At 62.8% G+C, this 19,443-nt stretch carries 16 protein-coding genes and 1 tRNA gene; 10 read left to right on the top strand and 7 right to left on the bottom strand.

Features of this window, described 5'->3' with window-relative positions:
• Positions 1-175: 175 nt before the first annotated feature.
• On the bottom strand, positions 176-1,168 hold the full coding sequence (locus tag AX702_RS14630; protein ID WP_197420626.1) for a pyridoxamine 5'-phosphate oxidase family protein: 993 nt from the start codon (positions 1,166-1,168) through the stop codon (positions 176-178).
• Between the two features lie 714 nt (positions 1,169-1,882).
• Positions 1,883-1,972: transfer RNA gene (locus AX702_RS14620), tRNA-Ser, on the bottom strand.
• A 121-nt stretch (positions 1,973-2,093) separates the two neighbouring features.
• On the opposite strand from AX702_RS14620, the gene hspQ reads away from it, so the two are divergent.
• The 9 genes from hspQ to ychF all read left to right on the top strand — a co-directional run bounded on the left by hspQ (position 2,094) and on the right by ychF (position 7,884).
• Positions 2,094-2,471 (top strand): heat shock protein HspQ, encoded by a 378-nt coding sequence (hspQ, locus tag AX702_RS14615; protein ID WP_066780774.1) that lies wholly within the window; start codon positions 2,094-2,096, stop codon positions 2,469-2,471.
• A gap of 113 nt (positions 2,472-2,584) precedes the next feature.
• A complete protein-coding gene (rplU, locus tag AX702_RS14610; protein WP_066780773.1) occupies positions 2,585-2,890 on the top strand; it encodes a 50S ribosomal protein L21 in 306 nt (101 codons plus the stop codon).
• A gap of 24 nt (positions 2,891-2,914) precedes the next feature.
• Positions 2,915-3,184, top strand: a complete 270-nt coding sequence (rpmA, locus tag AX702_RS14605) for a 50S ribosomal protein L27 (RefSeq protein ID WP_066780771.1) — start codon at positions 2,915-2,917, stop codon at positions 3,182-3,184.
• A gap of 179 nt (positions 3,185-3,363) precedes the next feature.
• Positions 3,364-3,918, top strand: coding sequence for a GNAT family N-acetyltransferase (locus AX702_RS14600; RefSeq protein WP_231731865.1), 555 nt, complete (start codon positions 3,364-3,366; stop codon positions 3,916-3,918).
• A gap of 144 nt (positions 3,919-4,062) precedes the next feature.
• Positions 4,063-4,644: a TetR/AcrR family transcriptional regulator gene (locus tag AX702_RS14595; protein ID WP_066780770.1), complete on the top strand. Its 582-nt coding sequence runs from the start codon at positions 4,063-4,065 to the stop codon at positions 4,642-4,644.
• Positions 4,645-4,701: 57 nt separating this feature from the next.
• On the top strand, positions 4,702-5,751 hold the full coding sequence (gene obgE, locus AX702_RS14590) for a GTPase ObgE (RefSeq protein ID WP_066780768.1): 1,050 nt from the start codon (positions 4,702-4,704) through the stop codon (positions 5,749-5,751).
• On the top strand, positions 5,736-5,984 hold the full coding sequence (locus AX702_RS14585; RefSeq protein ID WP_066780765.1) for a hypothetical protein: 249 nt from the start codon (positions 5,736-5,738) through the stop codon (positions 5,982-5,984). The genes obgE and AX702_RS14585 overlap by 16 nt, the downstream gene beginning before the upstream one ends.
• 70 nt (positions 5,985-6,054) lie before the next feature.
• Complete coding sequence (locus AX702_RS14580; RefSeq protein WP_066780763.1) at positions 6,055-6,639, top strand: TIGR02466 family protein; 585 nt, start codon at positions 6,055-6,057, stop codon at positions 6,637-6,639.
• A 144-nt stretch (positions 6,640-6,783) separates the two neighbouring features.
• Positions 6,784-7,884: a redox-regulated ATPase YchF gene (ychF, locus tag AX702_RS14575; protein WP_066780761.1), complete on the top strand. Its 1,101-nt coding sequence runs from the start codon at positions 6,784-6,786 to the stop codon at positions 7,882-7,884.
• A 55-nt stretch (positions 7,885-7,939) separates the two neighbouring features.
• Here the strand turns inward: ychF and AX702_RS14570 are convergent, their stop codons facing one another.
• The 4 genes from AX702_RS14570 to AX702_RS14555 all read right to left on the bottom strand — a co-directional run bounded on the left by AX702_RS14570 (position 7,940) and on the right by AX702_RS14555 (position 14,187).
• The gene (locus AX702_RS14570) at positions 7,940-8,794 is read right to left on the bottom strand and encodes a hypothetical protein (protein ID WP_231731864.1); all 855 of its coding nucleotides are present in this window, start codon (positions 8,792-8,794) and stop codon (positions 7,940-7,942) included.
• Positions 8,795-9,084: 290 nt separating this feature from the next.
• Positions 9,085-9,996: an NAD-dependent epimerase/dehydratase family protein gene (locus tag AX702_RS14565; RefSeq protein WP_066780757.1), complete on the bottom strand. Its 912-nt coding sequence runs from the start codon at positions 9,994-9,996 to the stop codon at positions 9,085-9,087.
• Positions 9,993-12,911 carry a glycosyltransferase gene (locus AX702_RS14560; protein WP_066780755.1) on the bottom strand — a complete coding sequence of 973 codons (2,919 nt, stop codon included), beginning with the start codon at positions 12,909-12,911 and terminating at the stop codon, positions 9,993-9,995. The genes AX702_RS14565 and AX702_RS14560 overlap by 4 nt, the downstream gene beginning before the upstream one ends.
• Positions 12,912-13,128: 217 nt before the next feature.
• On the bottom strand, positions 13,129-14,187 hold the full coding sequence (locus AX702_RS14555) for a hypothetical protein (RefSeq protein WP_156455505.1): 1,059 nt from the start codon (positions 14,185-14,187) through the stop codon (positions 13,129-13,131).
• A 150-nt stretch (positions 14,188-14,337) separates the two neighbouring features.
• Here AX702_RS14555 and AX702_RS14550 point away from each other — a divergent pair, with 150 nt between their 5' ends.
• Positions 14,338-17,856 (top strand): glycosyltransferase family 2 protein, encoded by a 3,519-nt coding sequence (locus AX702_RS14550; protein ID WP_082746283.1) that lies wholly within the window; start codon positions 14,338-14,340, stop codon positions 17,854-17,856.
• Positions 17,857-17,904: 48 nt separating this feature from the next.
• Here the strand turns inward: AX702_RS14550 and dnaA are convergent, their stop codons facing one another.
• Entirely contained in the window at positions 17,905-19,263 is a 1,359-nt protein-coding gene (dnaA, locus tag AX702_RS14545; protein WP_082746282.1) for a chromosomal replication initiator protein DnaA, read from the bottom strand.
• Between the last annotated feature and the right edge of the window lie 180 nt (positions 19,264-19,443).

The raw sequence follows: 19,443 nt of genomic DNA, 5'->3' as shown, positions 1-19,443 counted from the left end.
CGGATTTCCGCCACTTTTAACTTGTCGTGAAGTCACACACCTGTAGCCCAAACACCATGCCAACCGCCCCCTCCAACACGAATCATACCCAACCCCTCACCCAACAAGTCCGAAACGCCGTCATCTGGCGATCAGGCTCACAAATCGCTGCCGATCCGCGACACCCGTTTGCTGGTCAGTACAGATTATCCTCGTAATCCTTTTCGAGACCCTTCCGCAGCAAGTGGCTCGCTCCGGGCACCGCAAGCGAGGCGCGGGCCAGCGACGCCGCAACCCCGGACGCCTTGTTCGCGCGAATGTGCTCCACAAACAGCTTGGCTGGGTCGACATCGGACTTCGCCCGGACTGGCCAAAGCGCTGCATCGGCCAGTGCAACGCTTCGCGTGATGACGATGCGGTCCAGAGTCACGCGGGTCGCCATAAGGGGTGCCTTCTCGTCAACGCGAAACCGGTCGAGCATGACGGGATCGGTCGTCATCGTGGCCATTCCAGATGCCAGCGCCACTGTCCGCGCGCCCGGAACCAGCAGTGCAAGCGCGACATGCCCACATTCCAAGATGTTGCGGTAACTGTCCGCGCGTCGATTGCCGGGCCGCTCTGCGAACAGCAGCGCTTCGCCATCTCGTTGCACCAGCAGTCCGGCAGGATCGCCCTTGGGGCTTACGTCGGCGTCGCCGCTCCGCCCCACCGTCGCGAGTGCCAGAAAGCGGCTTTCGGCTAGGAATTCATCCAGCCGGGCCGGTGCTTCGACTGGCTCGGCGCGCCAGAACTCGGATCGGATCAGCGCCTTGGCACAATGTCCGTAACACTCGCGCACATCGATGCGCACGGATCCGCCCGCCACCTGCGTCACCCGGCCATTAACTCGGAGCGTCTCTCCTATCCCTGGCAGAAGGAACAGCGAGCCAAATGGATCACCAACCTGCGCGATGGCGACTGCCGCAGCAGCTTCGCCGCTTAAAAGCAACGCATGCCGCTCGGCCACAACCCCGCCTCGGCCGCCGACCAATGCGATGCGGAGGTCCGCGCCCTGCCCTATGCCGGCAAGCATGAATGGCGAGCGCGCGATCCAATCCGCGGCGCCCGCATCGATATGGTCGATCACCTTGTAATGCATGGCTGGCGGCGTCGGTCCGATCGCCGCCTCTAAATTCGCGATGCTGTCCACTCGGTGGTTCAGCACAGCACAGCCTCAATGGCGAATGACGATCCGCTGAGCCGGCGCGTCGGGTCAGCGCATCCGCCAGTGTCGCGCGGGATCACGGAAACGTTCGCGTGCCATTCTCCCGAGGAGTCGCTCCACAGAGAGGCATGCGGCTGGATCGAGCCGAACATGGTCATAAGCGCGCTCCCAAGGAACGACGTTTGGCCAATCAAGCCTGCCATGAGTGAAAGCGCCTCGCAATAGCGGGCGCGTGATCAGAGATCTGTGAACCAACACAGATAGACTATCGGATCACCATTCCGGCAAATTGTAACGGCTTCTTTTCGCCGCCGATCTTGGAGCAGATAGTTCTCGAGCAGCCAACTGGTCGGCAATGCTAGACCGCCACCAGCATACACGCGGCCATTCATGAAAATATTCGGGGCAGCGCCGGCAACCGCCCTGTTGCCGATCACACCCACGCGACCGTTCCAGGAATTCACGCGCGCTAAGCGCTCATAGGTACAACAAGCGCACAGCTGGAATATTGATGGTAGGCCGCAGGGTTCACGTGAACTGGCTGAGCTGCCGACTTGCCGCACCGAACCGACAATTCTCATGCGAGAGCGATCGTGATAACACGGCCAATAGCCTGAATATCGTTCAAGGCACAGAAGTGAACATCAAGCATGAGCTCACGCTTGTGTAAGCACGACGCTGCCTCTGTGTCAGAAAGGATGGCGGAGAGGGTGGGATTCGAACCCACGGTACCCGTAAAGGCACAACGGTTTTCGAGACCGTCCCAATCGACCACTCTGGCACCTCTCCGCAGAGGCTTCCGACCCGCAGAAGAGCGAACCGGGCGATCGAAGGCGGCGCCTCTAACGCGGTTGTTTGGGATGCGCAAGCGCCTGCTTGTGCAGCGCGCAACATCTATTAGATTGGCCACATGCCAGCTGCACCCAGCCATACATTGATCGACGGCACGCCTGCCGCGCCGGCCGTTACCCATGCGCAGTTCACGATTGGAGATGTGGTGCGGCACCGGATGCTCGATTTCCGCGGCGTCGTCTTCGATGTCGATCCGGTCTTCGCCAATACCGAGGAATGGTATCAATCGATTCCCGAGAGCATCCGACCCCGCAAGGATCAGCCTTTCTACCACTTGCTCGCCGAGAACGCCGAATCGACCTATGTCGCGTATGTCAGCCAGCAGAACCTGGTTCATGACGAAAGCGAGGAACCCGTCGATCATCCGGCGATCGCCGGCCTGTTCACCGGATTCAGTGATGGGCGGTACCTGCTGAAGCGCGAACACCGGCACTAATCCTGCCTTTGCGGCAGCGCCGCGTTGACAAGCGGCAGCGATTCTACTAGCTGCGCCGTTCCTCCTGGCCCGGTTGACCGGTCCGGGCACAAGCATTTGGATAGAGTCAGGCCATGTTCGCAGTCGTGCGCACGGGCGGCAAGCAGTATCGCGTTGCCGCCGGAGACAAGATCGTCGTTGAGAAGCTGGAGGGCGATGCCGGCGCCTCCGTTACGCTGAGCGACGTGCTGCTGGCCGGCGAAGGTTCGGAACTGAAGCCGACCGACGGTCTTACCGTTGCTGCCGAGATCATCGCGCAGGCAAAGGGCGAGAAGGTCATCGTCTTCAAGAAGCGTCGCCGCCACAATTATCGCCGCCGCAACGGCCACCGCCAGAATCACACGATCCTGAAGATCGTGTCGATCGGCGCGCAGGCATAACGCGAAGCGTAGGGAGCAAGCACAATGGCACATAAGAAAGCAGGCGGCTCGTCGCGCAATGGTCGTGATTCGGCCGGTCGTCGCCTTGGCGTGAAGAAGTTCGGCGGTCAGGAAGCGATCGCAGGCAACATCCTCGTCCGTCAGCGCGGGACCAAGTTCTACCCGGGCCGTAATGTCGGCATCGGCAAGGATCATACCCTGTTTGCGCTCGTCGACGGTCGCGTGGTGTTCCACGAGGGCAAGCTCGGCCGCAAATTCTGTTCGGTCGACATGATTGCCGAAGCGGCAGAATAACATCGGGTGACCAGCCGGGTTGCCCACCAGGGCGATCCGGAGCCTCCGTCAGGGAGGCCAGCCAGAAACAAAGGGAGCCGGGTCCGCCCAGGCTCCCTTTTTTCATGCTCCCTCAACCAGGCGCTGTCGCCGGACCGTCATCAGGTTCGGCTAGCGGCGCGTTCGGGAGGAGAGCGCAGATGTTCGCGCGGACCAAGAGACTGACGCTGAGGCCCGGCTGGCCGGAAGAGGCAGAGACGCTGGCGAAGACGATCGCCCATGAAGACGTGGCGATGAAGCTGGCGCGCATGCCTTGGCCCTACACCGTTGCCGACGCCGAGGCCTTTCTGGCCGTACCGCGCGGACCGGCTGACGCGCGCTTTTTGATCCTCTGCCATCACGACGCTTACCCTGCGCTGATCGGGGGCATTGGCCTGAGCGCACTGGGCGGCGGCGCCGCCGAATTGGGCTACTGGCTGACGCCGCACGCCTGGGGCTATGGGTACGCCACGGAAGCAGGTCGCGCGGTTGTCGAGATGGCGCGGCACGCCCTCCCCTTGCGGCAACTTGTGGCGCGGCACCACCTCGACAATCTCCCGTCCCGGCGCGTGCTGGAGAAGCTAGGCTTTCGGGAAGTCCGCCGCGAGGCCAGCTTTTCCCTGGCGCAAGGACGGGAAGTCGACAGCGCCGTATTGTCGCTTGAGTTAGGCGATGAGGGCGACGCGGAGCTCGACCGAATGGCGATGGCGGCGTGAGGCACGCGCATTGAACCGTGAGCGCTGCTACGGCGCTCCGGCATCTTCGCGGCGGCGGAAGGAACGTTGCAGAAGCCGGAACTTCTGCTCGTCTGTTTCACGGGTGCATTGCAAAATTGCCGTGAAGGTTGAAGAGCGCCGCCCATGTCAGCAACGCTCGTTCGCCGCCGCCTGAGTCCCGAGGAGTCGCGTGCCGCGGCATTGTCTGCGGCTCGTGAACTACTGGTGGAGGCAGGCCCGCAGGCCGTGACGCTGAAGGCGGTGGGTGCCCGAATCGGACGGACCCACGCCAACCTCCTCCACCACTTCGGCTCTGCTGAAGGGCTGCAAAAAGCGTTGATCGCGCATATGGCCTCTTCGATTGTCGGCACAATCAAGGCGGCGGTCATCCGCTCACGGGAGGTGGAGGATCCGGCCGAGGTCGTTGATCTTACCTTTGATGCGTTTGGCAGAAACGGCGCCGGCGCGCTGGCTAGCTGGATGATCCTCACGGGCAACGAAAACGCGCTCGATCCAATTCTGAACGCAATCCACGATCTCGTGGACGATCTCGTGCGCGACGTTCCGGCACACGGAAAGCCGATCCACGAAGAAACGCTACAATTGGTCTTGATGGCACTCGGCGATGCGCTGCTCGGCGCGCCCATGGCAAAGGCGTTGGGACTAGAACGCGACACGGCGCGTCGGCTCGCGCGGCATATGCTGCTAGCGGATCGCAGCCGATAAAACTTCGTGTTCGCCAGCATGGTCGCTTTAGCCGCGCTAAAGCGCTAAGCGCACGCGATGCATTTTCTCGATCAAGCAAAGATCTTCGTTCGTTCGGGCGCCGGCGGTCCTGGCGCGGTGAGTTTCCGTCGCGAGAAGTTTATCGAATATGGCGGTCCCGATGGGGGCAATGGCGGCAAGGGCGGTGACGTGATCTTTGAGGCGGTGGCCGGCCTCAACACGCTGATCGACTTCCGCTACACCCAGCACTTCCGCGCTCCGCGGGGCCAAGGCGGATCTGGTTCCAACCGTACGGGTGCCGGCGGTGACGATCTCGTCATCAAGGTTCCTGTGGGCACGCAGGTGCTGGCCGATGACGAAGAGCGCACTCTTCTTCTCGATCTGACGGAGGTGGGTCAACGCGAGGTCTTCCTTCGGGGTGGAGATGGCGGCCGCGGCAATGCCAGCTACAAGACGTCGACGAACCGCGCGCCAAGGCAGCACGGCACCGGTTGGCCGAGCGACGAGGCATGGGTCTGGCTGCGTCTGAAGCTGCTCGCTGATGCCGGGCTGGTCGGCCTCCCGAATGCCGGCAAATCCACCTTCATCAACGGCGTCACGAACGCACAGGCGAAGGTAGGGGCTTATGCCTTCACCACGACCCGGCCGCAGCTGGGCGTGGTTCGGCACAAGGGACAGGAGTTCGTCGTTGCGGACATCCCTGGCCTCATCGAAGGGGCAGCCGACGGCGCAGGGATCGGGGATCGGTTCCTTGGCCATATCGAACGGTGCCGGGTGCTGCTGCATCTGGTCGACGCCAACGATGTCGATGTTGCTGACAGCTACCGGATCGTTCGCGAGGAACTGACCGCCTATGGCGCCGGGTTGGATGAGAAACCCGTGGTCGTCGCGCTCAACAAGATCGACATGCTCGACGACGAACTGATCGCCGCCCTTTCGGCGGAACTGGAGGAGGCGAGCGGCGCGGAAGTGATCCCGATCTCTGGTGCCAGCGGGACTGGAGTTGACTGGGTGCTCGACCGATTGCTGGAGGCGATCGGCCCTGATCATCAGACTGTGTCTGCAGATGATGAAGGCGAGGAACCGGTGGAGTGGTCCCCGGTCTGAACTATCCTGCGGCGCATCGCATCGCCGGGTCGGCCCTGCTGGCCGCCCTGGCGATCGTTGCACCGCGGTTGGCCGTAATGACTGCTTTTGCTTTGTCGGTCGTGTGGGTTGCCGGCCGTGACAATGATGCTGGGACTTGGGGCGTATCCTATGCCGTCTTCCTGCTGATCCTGGCGGTGCTCACCGTGCTTATCTTTGCGCTGGCGCTGATTCACCGCGCAGCGAGCGGATAGAGCCGAATCGCGGCCGCTCTTTGGGCAAGCTTCGCTTGGCAAGATGGGCGGACCTGCGTACCGGGCCGCCATGGCTGTTCGGTCGCTGTTTCCCACGTCCTTCTACGAAGATCGCATCCATGATGAGTCGCTCATCGGCGAGCTCGATGAATCGGTACGCGCCCTTGCAATGGACGACGTGGCTGGAAAACGATGGTCAAAGGCACATGGCTATCGAGGATACACCTCCTATGCGTCGCTTGATGACCTGCCACAGCGAGATCCCGCCTTTGCGGACCTGAAGCGGCATCTCGACCGCCATGTCGCCCGCTTTGCAGATGCCTGTGGGTTCCAGCTCGGCGGACGGCGGCTCAAGCTGGACAGCCTGTGGGTCAACCTGCTCCGCCCGGGGGGCACGCACTCCGGGCACATCCACCCGCACAGCGTTGTTTCCGGCACCACCTATATCACGGTTCCACCCGGCTCCGGCGCGCTTCGGCTGGAGGATCCCCGACTTGGTCTGATGATGGCCGCTCCTCCTCGCGACGACGTATTCGTCTATGCCGAGCCGGCCGCCGGCTCCATCTTCCTGTGGGAAAGCTGGCTCCGGCACGAGGTGATGCCGAACACGGCCAAGAGCGACCGGATCAGCATCAGCTTCAACTATCGCTGGTAATCGAAAGCACAACGGCACTCTCCCAGCGACGCGCGACGACGGCGCTGCGCCGTCGCGCAGCATCAACCTAGGGTGGCGTGTCGACGCGGCACACGGTAGGGCGCGGGACATTATTCTACCGAACAGCTTTACCAAGGATCGAACATGGGTTTCCGCTGCGGCATCGTGGGCCTGCCGAACGTCGGCAAGTCCACCCTCTTCAACGCGCTGACGGAGACGGCCGCGGCGCAGGCCGCCAACTATCCTTTCTGCACCATCGAACCGAACGTGGGTAACGTGGGCGTCCCCGATCCGCGGCTTCAAAAGCTGGCTGAGGTGGCAAAATCGGCCAAGATCATCGAAACGCAATTGGCCTTTGTCGACATCGCCGGGCTGGTCCGCGGCGCGTCCAAGGGCGAGGGCCTTGGCAACCAGTTCCTCGGCAACATCCGCGAGGTGGACGCGATCGTTCATGTCCTACGCTGCTTCGAAGACGGCGATGTCACGCACGTCGAGGGCAAGGTGGATCCGATCGCAGATGCGGAGACTGTTGAGACCGAGTTGATGCTCTCCGACCTCGAAAGCTTGGAGAAGCGCGTGCCAAACCTGATCAAGAAGGGTCAGCAGGGCGACAAGGAGGCCAAGATCGGCGCCAGTGTGCTGGGGCAGACGCTTGAACTGCTGCGCGAGGGCAAGCCGGCGCGGCTTACTCGGCCCAAGGATGTGGAGGAAGCGCGCGTATTCGCGCAGGCCCAGCTGATCACCGCCAAGCCGGTGCTCTATGTCTGCAACGTGGAAGAGTCGAACGCCGCCACTGGCAACGCGCACAGCGCCCGCGTTTTCGAGAAGGCTGCGGCTGAAGGCGCCGAGGCGGTGGTCGTGTCCGCCGCCATTGAGGCGGAGATCGCCACCATGCCGGCGGAAGATCGCGCGATGTTCCTTAGCGAGCTGGGCCTTGAGGAAACCGGCCTCGCCCGCGTTATTCGGGCCGGCTACAAGCTTCTCAATCTACTGACCTTCTTCACGGTCGGCCCCAAGGAAGCACGGGCGTGGACGGTGCCTGCGGGATCGAAGGCACCGCAGGCAGCGGGTGAGATCCACACCGACTTCGAGCGCGGCTTCATCCGCGCGGAGACCATCGCCTATGACGACTATGTCGCACTGGCGGGCGAGGCGGGCGCGCGTGAAGCGGGCAAGCTGCGGCAGGAAGGCAAGGAATATGTCGTCCACGACGGCGACGTGATGCTGTTCCGCTTCAACGTCTGAAACGAGCGGTCGGCGGCTCCCAGGCTGCCGACCACCACCGGCGCCCGAGTTAAATTCAGCCGACCCGCCTACCCTTTCCTCCTTTACCGGCAGCAAGTGCCCGCATGACGCGCTGATCCGTTGGAAATTGCGCTGCGGCGTTCCGGAGCACCGCAGCGGCGCCCGCTTCATTGCCACGATTTCGCATCCGCTCGGCATCTGCAAGCAGCCGATTGGCTATCGCCTGCCCCTGTAAACCGACCAGGCGATCCGCCAACGCATCGAGAAAGGCGGGTGACACCTCTTCGGTGAAGCGGCTGGGTGGAATGTCGCTGATTGAATAGCTGTAACGTGTGATCCCGAACTCGCGGGCGAGAAAGGCGACGTCATCCCGGCTTTGTGCATACGCCTGTAGTCGCGCAGCCTGAGGAAGATCGAACTTCTCTCCGCGCAATCCTGCAAAGGCCTTGGGTTCGATACCGCTTCTGGCCGGATTGCGCCGGCCCCCTTCCGTTTCCGGAACCCGCGCATTGTACCGCCCGAGCAGCAACGCAGCCTCCATGGACAAAGATTCGTTCACGGCATCACTGCCGCCCTGAAGCAGCGCAGCGACACTCGGGGACAGGCCGGCTGCGAGCGCGAAACGTGCAGCGAACCGCTCCCGCACGGCGGCGAGCCGCTCATATTCCAATACGGTGATCGCACCCCTGCCAAACACCTCCGCGAAACGCCTAATGATGTTCGACCAGCGCGGCGCTTCCGGCTCGTTCAGCAATCGCTCCACGTCTCCGCGCGTTTTCAGGTGTTGCTGGGCAACACTGACGGCCCAGTCCACTGGATCGCGTACGACAAAGACGATCTGCGTGGCATCTACGAACTCGGTCAGCCACTTCGAGAACGCCGCCAGTTCCTCACGGGAAAAGCCAGCCAAAGACTCCGCGCAGAGGACAAGCGTGTGCCACTCACTTGCCTGAAGCTCTTCGTTGATCGCGCTCAGCGAGCCTTCCCGATCCGAAACATAGCGGTTTCGCGGTGACGGCGCTCTTTCTCCAAGTCTTTGGTGAAACAGGCCCGATAAGGCGAACGAATGGTTGGGCTCCGGGAACGGGTAGATAACACCCGCATCAAGCAAGGCGCTACGGCTGGCGTGAAACTGGTTCTGGATGAACGTCGTCCCGGTCTTCTTGTGACCGATATGGACAATGGCCCGGCGCTCCGTTCTCACGACCGCGCCTTCAACATCCGGCGCAATCCCTCCTCAAGCGTCACTTGTGGTCTCCACGATATTTCTGCGCCAGCGCGGTCGATTGCCAATGCGCTACGCGGCACGTCCACGGAACGCGGCTGCTGATACGTTCGGCGTAGCGGTCGTCCAACCACTTGCTCCACCAATGCGCAAATCTTATTAAGTGATACTTCCACACCCGATCCGATGTTCAGGATCGGGCTGGCTAGCGGTGCCGCTGCCGCTGCGGCAATCGCCCGGCCCAGGTCATCAATGTACAGGAAATCGCGGGTTGTTTCGCCGTCTCCCCAAATGACGATTTCTTCGCCGCGTAAGGCGCGCTCAAAGGCCGTGGTGACAAAGCCGAAGGCACGGTCAGTACGCTGGCCGGGGCCGTAAGGATTCGCCACACGAAGGGATATGGTGGACAAACCCGTGCACGCGCTCACGAAGCGAAGCGCATGCTCGGTCTGCAGCTTCAGAAAGCCGTAAGCGTTGTTGGGCTCGGTCTGGCTATCCTCATCGGTCGGAACGGCCGCACGTGGACCATAGACTGTCCCACCCGACGATATGAACAGCACCCGTTTCACCCCCGCCTGATGGGCTCGTTCGGCGAGGGTGATGATCGGCGCGACCTGTTCGACATAGGCGGCGGCAAAATCGTCGGGAACATAGGCGGGCAGCATCTCGCCCGTGGCATGAACCAGCACCTGAGCGCCGGCGAGGTGATCTGAAATCGCATGCGAGCGGTGATCGATCGCAAAGCGAGCCACGTGCGGCGGCGCTGGCCGGGCGGTAGCGCGCGTGATTTGCGTGACGGCCCAACCGTCGATGCTCAACGAATAGGCCGCAGCACTTCCGATAAAGCCACCTCCGACAACAACCGCCCGCCCCCCGATCGCGTTCATTGAGCCATCGCGATCGCTTGCTCATAGAGATGGCGGTAGGCAGCGGCGCATGCTTCCATACTGAAACGGTCGGCCACCTCTGCCGTGAGGCTGCGCGCCGTGGCACGGAACGCCGGATCCAGAAACTGCTCCATGGTATCGGCGACAAGCCGGATGAACCCGCCGGTGTCCCGCATATTCACCGTCACGGCACCGGCCACGCCCTTGTCGGACGTCAACATGCTGCGGATTTCGCCCACGTCGTTGCCCAATACCGGGCAGCCTTCCTGCAGCGCCTGGATCACGCACAGCGGGAACGACTCTCCTTCGAAGCGGGTCGGCACCAGGGCGCAATCGCTCATTCGATAGATGCCGTTGATGCACGATTGATAGCCGAGGAAGTGGATGTTCGGATCGCCAGCGGCAATCTCCGCCGATCGTTCTGCAAAACGCCCCTCTCCGATCATTAGCAGGTGCATCTCGCAATCGGGATGGCGCTCCTTGAGCAATTTGAATGCTTCCACCGATGCTCGCCACCCCTTCCGCTGGATGCCTCGCGCGATGAAGGTGAAGACCGTGGCATCCTCTCCGATACCCAGGCTCGTGCGGGTGAACGGCGCGTCGCGCTCGTCGCGCGGCATGCCATTCGCCATCTTGACGAAGCGGGATCGATCAAGCGGGATGCCGGCAAATACGTCCAGGTTCTTTTCGGCAGTGTAGACCCAGTAGGACACATTCCGCAGAGACCGGAACAACAACCGGTCAAGCGCGCCGCCAGGCAGGTTATGAGATCCATGCATGGAGACGACATAGGGCTGCTTGAGCATCCCGCCGCGTTCGAAGAACAGGTTCTCGATCAGGACGCTGTGTGAATGAATCACGTCGATACCCGCGCGGTCCAGTAGCGCGGCCGGCCCGGCAGGGAACAGATCGTCCCGCGAATACACCGGCACTCTCGGGTCCAGCCGGGCCACCATGTCGTCGTTGCGGTCGGTAAGGTTCGCCGCGATCAGGGAGACCATCATGCCCTGACGGGCATATTCGTTCGCCAGCAGCAGGGGAAACAGCTCGCCGCCGCCGGTTTCGAAACCAAGGAAGCCGACCGCGACGTGCGGCATGCGATCAGAAGGCGCATTCAATGATTCAAGGGTGAACCGATCCTCAAATGGCCCGTGATCTCGGTCCAAAGCGAAGTGCCTATATTGATACGCCAGGTCCTCGGTGAACCGGTTTCCTGCCTCCTGATCCACCCGCCAGTAACGGCGGATTTCCTTCTGCACCTCCCAGCACTCGTCATAATAGTATAGCTTGTCGAAGTTACGCGCGGAGGTATTTGCCTCGTGCTGTCGAAAGTAACTGATCGCCTCCGGCGAGTAGGAAAGCTTCCCGCTTCCAAGCAGGTGAATGTAGAGAAACCAGTCCCCAGCGATGCGGAACTGCGCCGCGCGGTCCCACAGTGCCTCGGGCACTTGCTGGTTGCGGAAGACGCAACCGCCCACATTGGTCACGATGTTCCGTTTGGCAAAGGCCGAACGAAACCATTGCGCCGCCGGTCGCGTGACCGGCCTGTCCCAGATGCCGGCTTCGGCACCGTCACGAAAGCCGCCCATGCCTGATCGCGGCTCCCCGTCCGCGCGGCAGAACTCGATACGTCCGAGCGCCATCTTCACCGACAGGTCTGCAAAGCCCGGCACCAGGTGCTCTAGGAACCGGCTGTCAGCGAAATCATCGCTTTCGCAGATCCAGACCAGCGCACCTTCGGCCATAGCAAGGCCGCGCTGCCACTGGCGAAACGGACTGCCTGTGCCGACAGCGTTGAAGACCGTGCGATGTGGGAACGGGCATCGCTCCAGCAAACGATCGATCACTTCGCGACTGTCGTCCGTCGACGCGTCGTCCAGCACGATCAACTCGACGTGGCGATACGTCTGTTCGAAGATCGAGCAGAGGCGCTGTTCGAGAAACCGTGCGTGATTGAAGTTCGGGACGATCACCGAAACGAGCGGCGTGAAGTCAGGCTGACGATGATAGGGAACGGCGGGCCGTTTCTCATGCCGACCGTAGTTCACCCAGTGCAGAAAGGGATTGATGCCTGCTGCCGCAACTTCCGGATTGGTCTCCAGATAATAGGCCGTGCTGAAAGTCGGCGACGGATCCAGCCGCTGGCGCCAGCCGCTGTCCATGAAATGGCGAAACAGCGACACGCCATCGGGCAAAGCATCCAGCTGCGCTGCATAATAGGCTGGATCAAAGAACGCGGCTACCGGGTCGCCTTCCGGCAAGGCTTCGACGATCGGCGCGGACGTGGCTACCGAGGCATCGAGCGGCTGCTCCACTTGAGCCTGGTCGCTCGGGGGACAGGAGGTGCGGCGTCCCTCCGTTCGTCCGTGGCGAACGAAGTGCAGCAGGGGATTGACGCCGCTCTCCGCCACATCCGGGTTTGTTTCCAGATAATATTGGGTCTCGAACGACTTGGACGGGTTCAGGCCCTGTCGCCATCCGCTCTGAAGGTAATGTTCCAGCAGATCGTCATCGATCGGCAGCGGCAGCTGCTCACGATAATATTCATCGTCGAAAAGCTCGCGTAGCTCGGACATCATCGTCTCGACTGAGGCGATGCCGGGTCCAACGCTGCGATCGGAAGGCGGCACTTCCGCGCCGTGGAAGCGGCCGATCGACGCATGATATTCCAGCGGGGCACAGCCGGCTGCACGGGCTTCTTCGTGCAGCGCCAGATACAATTCCGTCGAGAATCGCGGCGAGGGGTCAAATCCCGCGATCCACCCCTCTTCTAGATAGTGCCGTAGCGCACGCTGCGGCAGCGGGTCGACTCCAGCCTCCCGCAACTGCCTGCGGTAGAAGGCGGAATCGAAATGGTCGACAATCCACTGACGCGCGTCAGCTTTGACGATCTGGATCGGCGCATGTTCCTCCACGAATATGCATCTCCCCCGGCGCTGAGCCCCGTTGCCGCTCATCCCCGCGCACCTCGCAAAGGTCAACCCGAAGTGGGTGCTTATCTTGGAACTTTGCTTGCGGGATGCCCCGTAGGCGGCGGTTCCGTCCGCGCTCGTCAGCCTTCTTGCGCAAAGCAGCGTGCTCGGTCTTCGGCCGGAAAAGCATCCGAATGTGGCGCGGCGCGCACGCCCATCGTCATTCGCTGCGATCGCGAACCAGCCCCGCCACGATCGTCATAATCGCGCGGAACTTTTCTTCGATCAGCTGGTCACTGGAAAGGTAGCGGTACTTATCGTGATCGACATGCGGGAACAGCCGCGGACTCCCCCGGAAGTATCGCCGGCAAACCGCTTCATTAGTTGGCCGATAGAATTCGATGATCTTGTCGCGCTGCGCCCGCGTCAGCAGCGATACCTTGGTCTTTTCTACGAGGGCGCTGCCGGTCAGATCATTCAGGGCGTTGTAGAACCTGTTGTCGTGCACATTTTCGAAGATCGCACGATTGCCGGCGACCATCATGGTCACCGCATCAGTGACGGATGGATTCGAATCGCTTTGCTGATAGTCAAAATCCTGAGCGTGCTCGCCAAGGCCAACAGCATCGACGAAATCGCGCAAGAGATCGCCGTCGATGAAGCTTTCACGATCGAAGACGCGCACGACCATGGCGTCGGTTCCCGCTTGCTCCTCCCACTCGGCGAGCACCTTGTCCCAGTGGCCGAACTGTTTCAGCGCAAGGATCAGCCAGGCGTTGAAGTCGCTCTCCAACTTTGATGCCCATTGCTGCCAGGCAGAGGTCAACAGTTCGTCCTGCCGCCGCAGGTACATGACAATCCGAAGGTCGTATTCGGCAGCGAGGCCTTCGATGACGGCACTGTTTCCCAGATTGGAAAGGTTTTCGGCCGACAGCAGCACCGCCCGTGCATTCCGCCGCGAGGCTTCAAAAATCGCGTCGACGCGCTCGCGAAGGCCGCGCGCGTCGCGTTCCTTTGCCAGCGCCTCGAGCGCGAACACGTGATCGCCGGTAACGCGCTCTCCCGTCGACAGCGAGACGTCCGGTACAACATAGCCTAGGCGAGCGAAAACGAAACGGTTGCGACGAACAAAAGACTGGATGGACGAGGATCCCGCCTTCGATGCGCCGATATGCAGAATAACTGTTTTGCGCATTGAATGCGTCGCCGCCCCCTCGAGTTTCATCACTTGCTCGCCGAGTGCAAGCAGCGGCCGGTGGATAGCTCCGAGTCTTGCCATTATGCAATTCGCGCCGAAGCTCATCCGCTTGATTTCGGATCTTTCCAGTGGCCAGCGATCGCTTTGCAGGTGATGGACGCACGAGCGGCAACACCCTAGCAGGCTGCGGGTGCGCCGCCCACGCGGCCGACAGGGAGTTTGAAGGGCGGCATGGACGGACCGATCATCGTTCCGCGCGATCATGAACGCGTCGTCGATCTTCCCCTCCCCGCTTCTGTTCAAGCGTACTTGGCGCAAACGTCTCGGCATTGCGTGCTGACGATCGGCTATGTCGACGCGGACGGCAGCGAGAGCCTCGCCGCCACACACGAGTTTTCGTCGCAGGGTGCGAGCACTCAGGCCACAGTTTTACGCAAGAGGCTGTCGGCGGCTCCCGCAGAGCTATGTTCGCTCAGGTTCACGTTGGATGGCGCTTCTGGCACGATAGTCGCTGACCTGCCCGCCATGTCGCCTGATCTCGCGGCCTTCGCCAACGGTGCCCTGCTCTGGGCCGACCTCGATGACCGCTACGCACCCGGCTCATGCGCGAAATTGCCGATAACGATCCGCAATGATTCGGCGTTCGCCTGGGTGGGCGGATCCGCTGGTGTTTCCCTGCGGGTGGATCTCGCTGGCGAGATCCGGCACATCCCGTTGCCAGGCAGCGTGCCGCCCGGGACCGAGCGGACATTCGACATATCGGTCCAGATCCCGTCGGGCATCGGTGAGCATAACCTACAGTGCGCGCTGTTGCTTGCGCCTTCGCTTCCTTTCGTTCGGGGGCGCAGGTTCACGCCGGCAAGGGGGCGAATTCTCGTCGAAGCCGATACGGTCGAACGGCAACTGCTCGATCTGCCGCAGTGCCGCATCACCATCGAGCCGCCCGATGCGCCCTGCCTGCCTGGAACCGCCATCACCTTGCTGGCGCAGGTCCACAACAGCGGCGAGATACGCATCGAAGCGGCCGATCCCGGCGGCATCAGGCTGCGCGCCCGCTGGCGTCGCATCCCCCGCACAGACCCGCCGATCCGCGACGATGTTACCGTACTTCTCCCCTATCCATTGGGGCCGGGCGATACATGTAGGCTCGCGCTTGATGCCACCGTCCCCGCGCGATCGGGCGACTATCAGATCGATGTCATCGCGGAGCTGATCGGCGTCGGCGCTCGGCTAGGCTCCGATCATTGCGAAAGCCCGCCTGTCGCTGTTTCGGTGGCCGATCCCGATCTGCTCGACAAAGTAGTGGAGCGCGGGATGCGGCGCGCGCGCCTTGCGGCTGATGAGGCCGCCATCCGCGCCGGCTATCAGGATTGGGCACTACGCTGCGACAGCTTCCATGGCACAGCCGATTGCCTTGCCGCCATCGGCATCAACGAATGGCCCAGTCTTCCCGCGATTGGCGTGCTGCTGCCGTCGGAGCTGTGCGAAAACCTTGTGGATGAGGCGCGCTGCTGGCTCGCGTCCCAACCCTACCCCGCCTGGCAGCTGCTGCCACATGCGTCCGAGACGGAGGCGCCGGACGGCGACGGCTCTTCTTGCCCGCCCGACCTCGTGATGAGCTGGGATCCGCGCATCGGCCGGCCGGCTGACCACGCACTCGCCTTCTTTGCCGGCGCTTTTGTGCACAATCCCGCGCTCTCCTTTATCTATGCCGATTACGACCATACCGACGGCGATGGGCGCTATGGCAGAATGTTCCTTCCTGCGCCCGACGCGTTCTTCGTGCGGGCCCAGCCACAAACCTTTCTAATCGCTGCCGTTCGACCCGCCGCTCTGGCGGCAGCGGACACGTGGCTGGACGATCCACTCCTCGGTGCGAAGCTGCTGTCCCGATCACCGCCGCATGCAGGGGCGCACCTGCCCCAAGTGCTGTTCCACCGCTTTGGCGAAGTACCCCACTATGAGGGCAAGGGGCTGTTAGCGGACGGGCCCTGGCGCTTGTCCAAGATGCATGATGCGCCCGGATATGCGGTCCATGCCAATGTGCCGGCGTCGCCACCGCGCGTCACGCTGATTATCCCAACTCGTGACCGCTTTGATCTGCTGGCCGCCTGCATTGGATCGATCCTCAATCGCACGGCCTATCCCTGTTTCGACCTGATCGTCATCGACAATGGCTCGACCGAGCAGGCCACGCTCGACTATCTGCACTGGCTGAGCACGCAGGGGATCGCGCGTGTCATACGTGACGACGGGCCGTTCAACTGGTCCCGCCTGAATAACCGGGCCGCGGCAATGACCGATGCGGACGTGCTTTGCTTCCTCAACAACGACGTCGAAGTCACGTCGGAACGCTGGCTTGCCGAGCTAGTCGGGCTGGTCAGCCAGCCGGATGTCGGAGTTGCCGGTCCGACCCTGTGGTTCCCCGATGGTACCATGCAGCATGTCGGGGTGGTCTTCTCCTCGCGCGGCAGTCCGCTGCACCCGTTCCGTGCGGCGCCGCGCGGCACCGCTCCCTTCTATCTCCGCTCGCTTCGCGCCCAACCGGCTGTCACTGGTGCCTGCCTCACCGTTCGACGCGCGGTGTTCGAAGCGGTGGGCGGCTTCTCTGAATGCTTTCCGCTTGGCTTCAACGATGTGGATTTCTGCATGCGCGTGCAGGAAACGCTTGGCCTGCCCTCCGTCTGCACGCCCGCAGCCGAGCTGCTTCACAAGGAAAGCGCCTCGCGCGGCCGCCTGCGAAGCGAAGCCGATCATGCGCGCTTCCTGCATGATCTCGCCTTGTTTGAGGCCCGGCACCTCGAAACGGCACGCGCGGATCGCTGGGCCGCCACCATCGCGCATGAGGCACGCCGCGGAGCCCCGCTCACCATGATCGCCCGCCGGGCACCCGGCGCTCGGACGGCGGCGCGGCGCTTCCGCCGCATGAACGCGCCGAAAATCTCCTTTCTGCATATCCCGAAAACGGCCGGAACAGCGGTGCGCCGCGTGTTGGAGCGCGCGCTGCCGGACGGCGCAGTGCTCACCATCGGCGCCCGTGCGGTGGTGGAAGGACATGCCAGCGATCCGCTTACCGTGGCGCGCCTGGCTCCCCTTTTGCACGATGCCGAGGTGCTGATCTCCCATGTCAGCCATGGGTTCGGGGCTGCGGTCGGCTGGCCCTGCCGCTACGCCACGATCCTTCGCGCCCCGCGGGACCGCGTTCGCTCGCATCACGGTTTTCTCGTCGCACCGCCCAACGCGCCACTGCGCGACACGCCCCTTGCCAACTGGTCCACTGCTCAGCTGCTCCGCAAGGGGATCATTCCGGGCAATCTCATGCTGGCGAAAATTTTGGGCAGACCGGCCGAGCCTGTAGGCTGGCCGGAGATAGACGGCCGTTTTCCGCGCTACGCCGGCTTCGGTCTGCCTGCCGCCTTGTGGCAAGGGGACATGGAGGCGCTGGAAGCACTGCCGGACATAGCGCCGCAGCGGAACGAAGCGTTGGTCGCTGATGCGCTAGCGGTGATCGAACGGGACTTCATGTTTGTCGGCGTTCAGGAGCGCCTCCAAGACCATCTTGTCCGGTTCGGGCGGCTGATCGACGTACCGGACATCGGCCGCGTCCCGCACATCAACGCGGCACGCGCCGCGGACGTCTCAGTCAGCGACGAGGATCTGGAGGCGATCGATGCGTATAATGCGCTCGACCGCCTGCTCTATGAGGCCATTCTGGCGCGACCCGGCGGGCTGTTCATCGCTGACGGCTGAGCACCGGGCGAGCGCGTTTCGCCACGCGTCACCTGGCGGCAAGAGCGATCAGCCTTCCAGTTCGCGCATCAAGGTGCGCACCGCGCCATCAACCTCGCGGTCGCTGTCACGCAACTCCTCGATCCGCCGCACCGCGTGGATCACTGTGGAGTGGTCGCGCCCACCAAACTTGCGGCCGATCTCCGGCAGCGACCGTGTCGTCAGCCGCTTGGACAGGTACATCGCGATCTGCCGCGGCCGCGCCACCGCGCGCGCCCTGCGCGCCGAAACAAGGTCGATCGGCTTTAGGTCGAAATGAGTGGACACCAGCTTCTGGATCTCGTCGATCGTCACCCGGCGCTGGCTGCCGCGCAGCACATCGCCGAGCGTCGCGATTGCAAAGTCGAGATCGATCGTCTCACCGGTCAGCTGGGCATAAGCGACGACGCGGTTCAGCGCGCCTTCCAGCTCGCGGATGTTGCCCGTGATCCGCGCCGCCAGCATGTCCAGCACCTCGTGCGGAACCCTGGTATCCGGCAGATCGGCGACCTTTCGGTCAAGGATCGTGCGGCGCAGTTCCAGCGACGGCGCCTTGATGTCGGCCACCAGGCCGATTGCCATCCGCCCGAGGATCCGCTGTTCGATGCCGTCCAGCGCCTGTGGGCAGCGATCGGCGGAAATCACCAGGCGCTTGCCCGCTGCCATGATCTCGTTCACCGTATGGAAGAACTCTTCCTGTGTCGCATCCTTGCCGGCGATGAACTGTAAGTCATCGATCAGCAGCAGGTCCGCAGAGCGCAGCCGCGCCTTGAACGCGAAGGTGTCGCGGGCACGCAGCGCCGCCACGAAATCGAACATGAAGCGCTCGGCCGACATGGCGATCACGCGGGCGCCAGGAACAGCCGCAATGAAGGAATGGCCGATCGCATGCATCAGATGCGTCTTGCCCTGCCCAGTGCCGGAATGAAGGAATAGCGGGCTGAAGCGAACAGGGCCAGGCTCCGCCAGCGCCCTGGCCGCGTTGAACGCGACGCGGTTGGACGCGTCCACGACAAATCGATCAAAGGTGTAGCGCGGCTCCAATGCCGGACGCTCCACGTCCGACGGCTCGGGAGCCTCTGGTGCGGAGAGCACAGGCGCAGGCGCTTCGGCCGGCGCCATCGTGATCACCGCAGGCGTGTGGCGCGTCGGGGCCGTCTCGATCGCAACGGCGCGAATGTGCGGCAGGACTGCGCGGAATTCGTGGAACAGCCGATCGGCATAGTGGCTGCGAACCCAGTTGGTCATGAACGCCGACGGCAGTGTCAGCCGAACGCGATCATCATCGCCGCTGTCGTCCAGTTGCATCGGCTTCAGCCATTGGTCGAACAGCCGCGCCCCGGCGGACTCGCGCAGGTTGGTCCGCACCCGTGCCCATGCCCGTGCCATTTCCCCCGCATCGTCTGGCACCACAAACTGTGACAACGGCACGCACACCTTTCCTAGGGCCGCGACACGGGGTCGCGACCACAAATCAACAGAGCAAAACTGTCCCCCGATGTGGCCCCCGCCACGGTCGGCTACGACGATGGTTCGTTTGAGCGCCTCAGGCAGAACGTGCCGAGCCGA

The sequence above is a fragment of the Sphingomonas sp. CCH5-D11 genome (genome assembly GCF_001557395.1).
In the GTDB taxonomy this organism is placed as follows: Bacteria; Pseudomonadota; Alphaproteobacteria; order Sphingomonadales; family Sphingomonadaceae; genus Sphingomonas.
This window is presented reverse-complemented; position numbering and strand designations above follow the sequence as displayed.

What these genes read in the sequence shown, in the direction of transcription:
- AX702_RS14565 (WP_066780757.1), bottom strand. Translation starts at nt 9,996, where the DNA reads ATGAACGCGATCGGGGGGCGGGCGGTTGTTGTCGGAGGTGGCTTTATC.
- AX702_RS14595 (WP_066780770.1), top strand. Translation starts at nt 4,063, where the DNA reads ATGTCAGCAACGCTCGTTCGCCGCCGCCTGAGTCCCGAGGAGTCGCGT.
- AX702_RS14555 (WP_156455505.1), bottom strand. Translation starts at nt 14,187, where the DNA reads ATGGCAAGACTCGGAGCTATCCACCGGCCGCTGCTTGCACTCGGCGAG.
- ychF (WP_066780761.1), top strand. Translation starts at nt 6,784, where the DNA reads ATGGGTTTCCGCTGCGGCATCGTGGGCCTGCCGAACGTCGGCAAGTCC.
- AX702_RS14600 (WP_231731865.1), top strand. Translation starts at nt 3,364, where the DNA reads ATGTTCGCGCGGACCAAGAGACTGACGCTGAGGCCCGGCTGGCCGGAA.
- dnaA (WP_082746282.1), bottom strand. Translation starts at nt 19,263, where the DNA reads ATGGCACGGGCATGGGCACGGGTGCGGACCAACCTGCGCGAGTCCGCC.
- obgE (WP_066780768.1), top strand. Translation starts at nt 4,702, where the DNA reads ATGCATTTTCTCGATCAAGCAAAGATCTTCGTTCGTTCGGGCGCCGGC.
- AX702_RS14550 (WP_082746283.1), top strand. Translation starts at nt 14,338, where the DNA reads ATGGACGGACCGATCATCGTTCCGCGCGATCATGAACGCGTCGTCGAT.
- hspQ (WP_066780774.1), top strand. Translation starts at nt 2,094, where the DNA reads ATGCCAGCTGCACCCAGCCATACATTGATCGACGGCACGCCTGCCGCG.
- rpmA (WP_066780771.1), top strand. Translation starts at nt 2,915, where the DNA reads ATGGCACATAAGAAAGCAGGCGGCTCGTCGCGCAATGGTCGTGATTCG.
- rplU (WP_066780773.1), top strand. Translation starts at nt 2,585, where the DNA reads ATGTTCGCAGTCGTGCGCACGGGCGGCAAGCAGTATCGCGTTGCCGCC.
- AX702_RS14580 (WP_066780763.1), top strand. Translation starts at nt 6,055, where the DNA reads ATGGCTGTTCGGTCGCTGTTTCCCACGTCCTTCTACGAAGATCGCATC.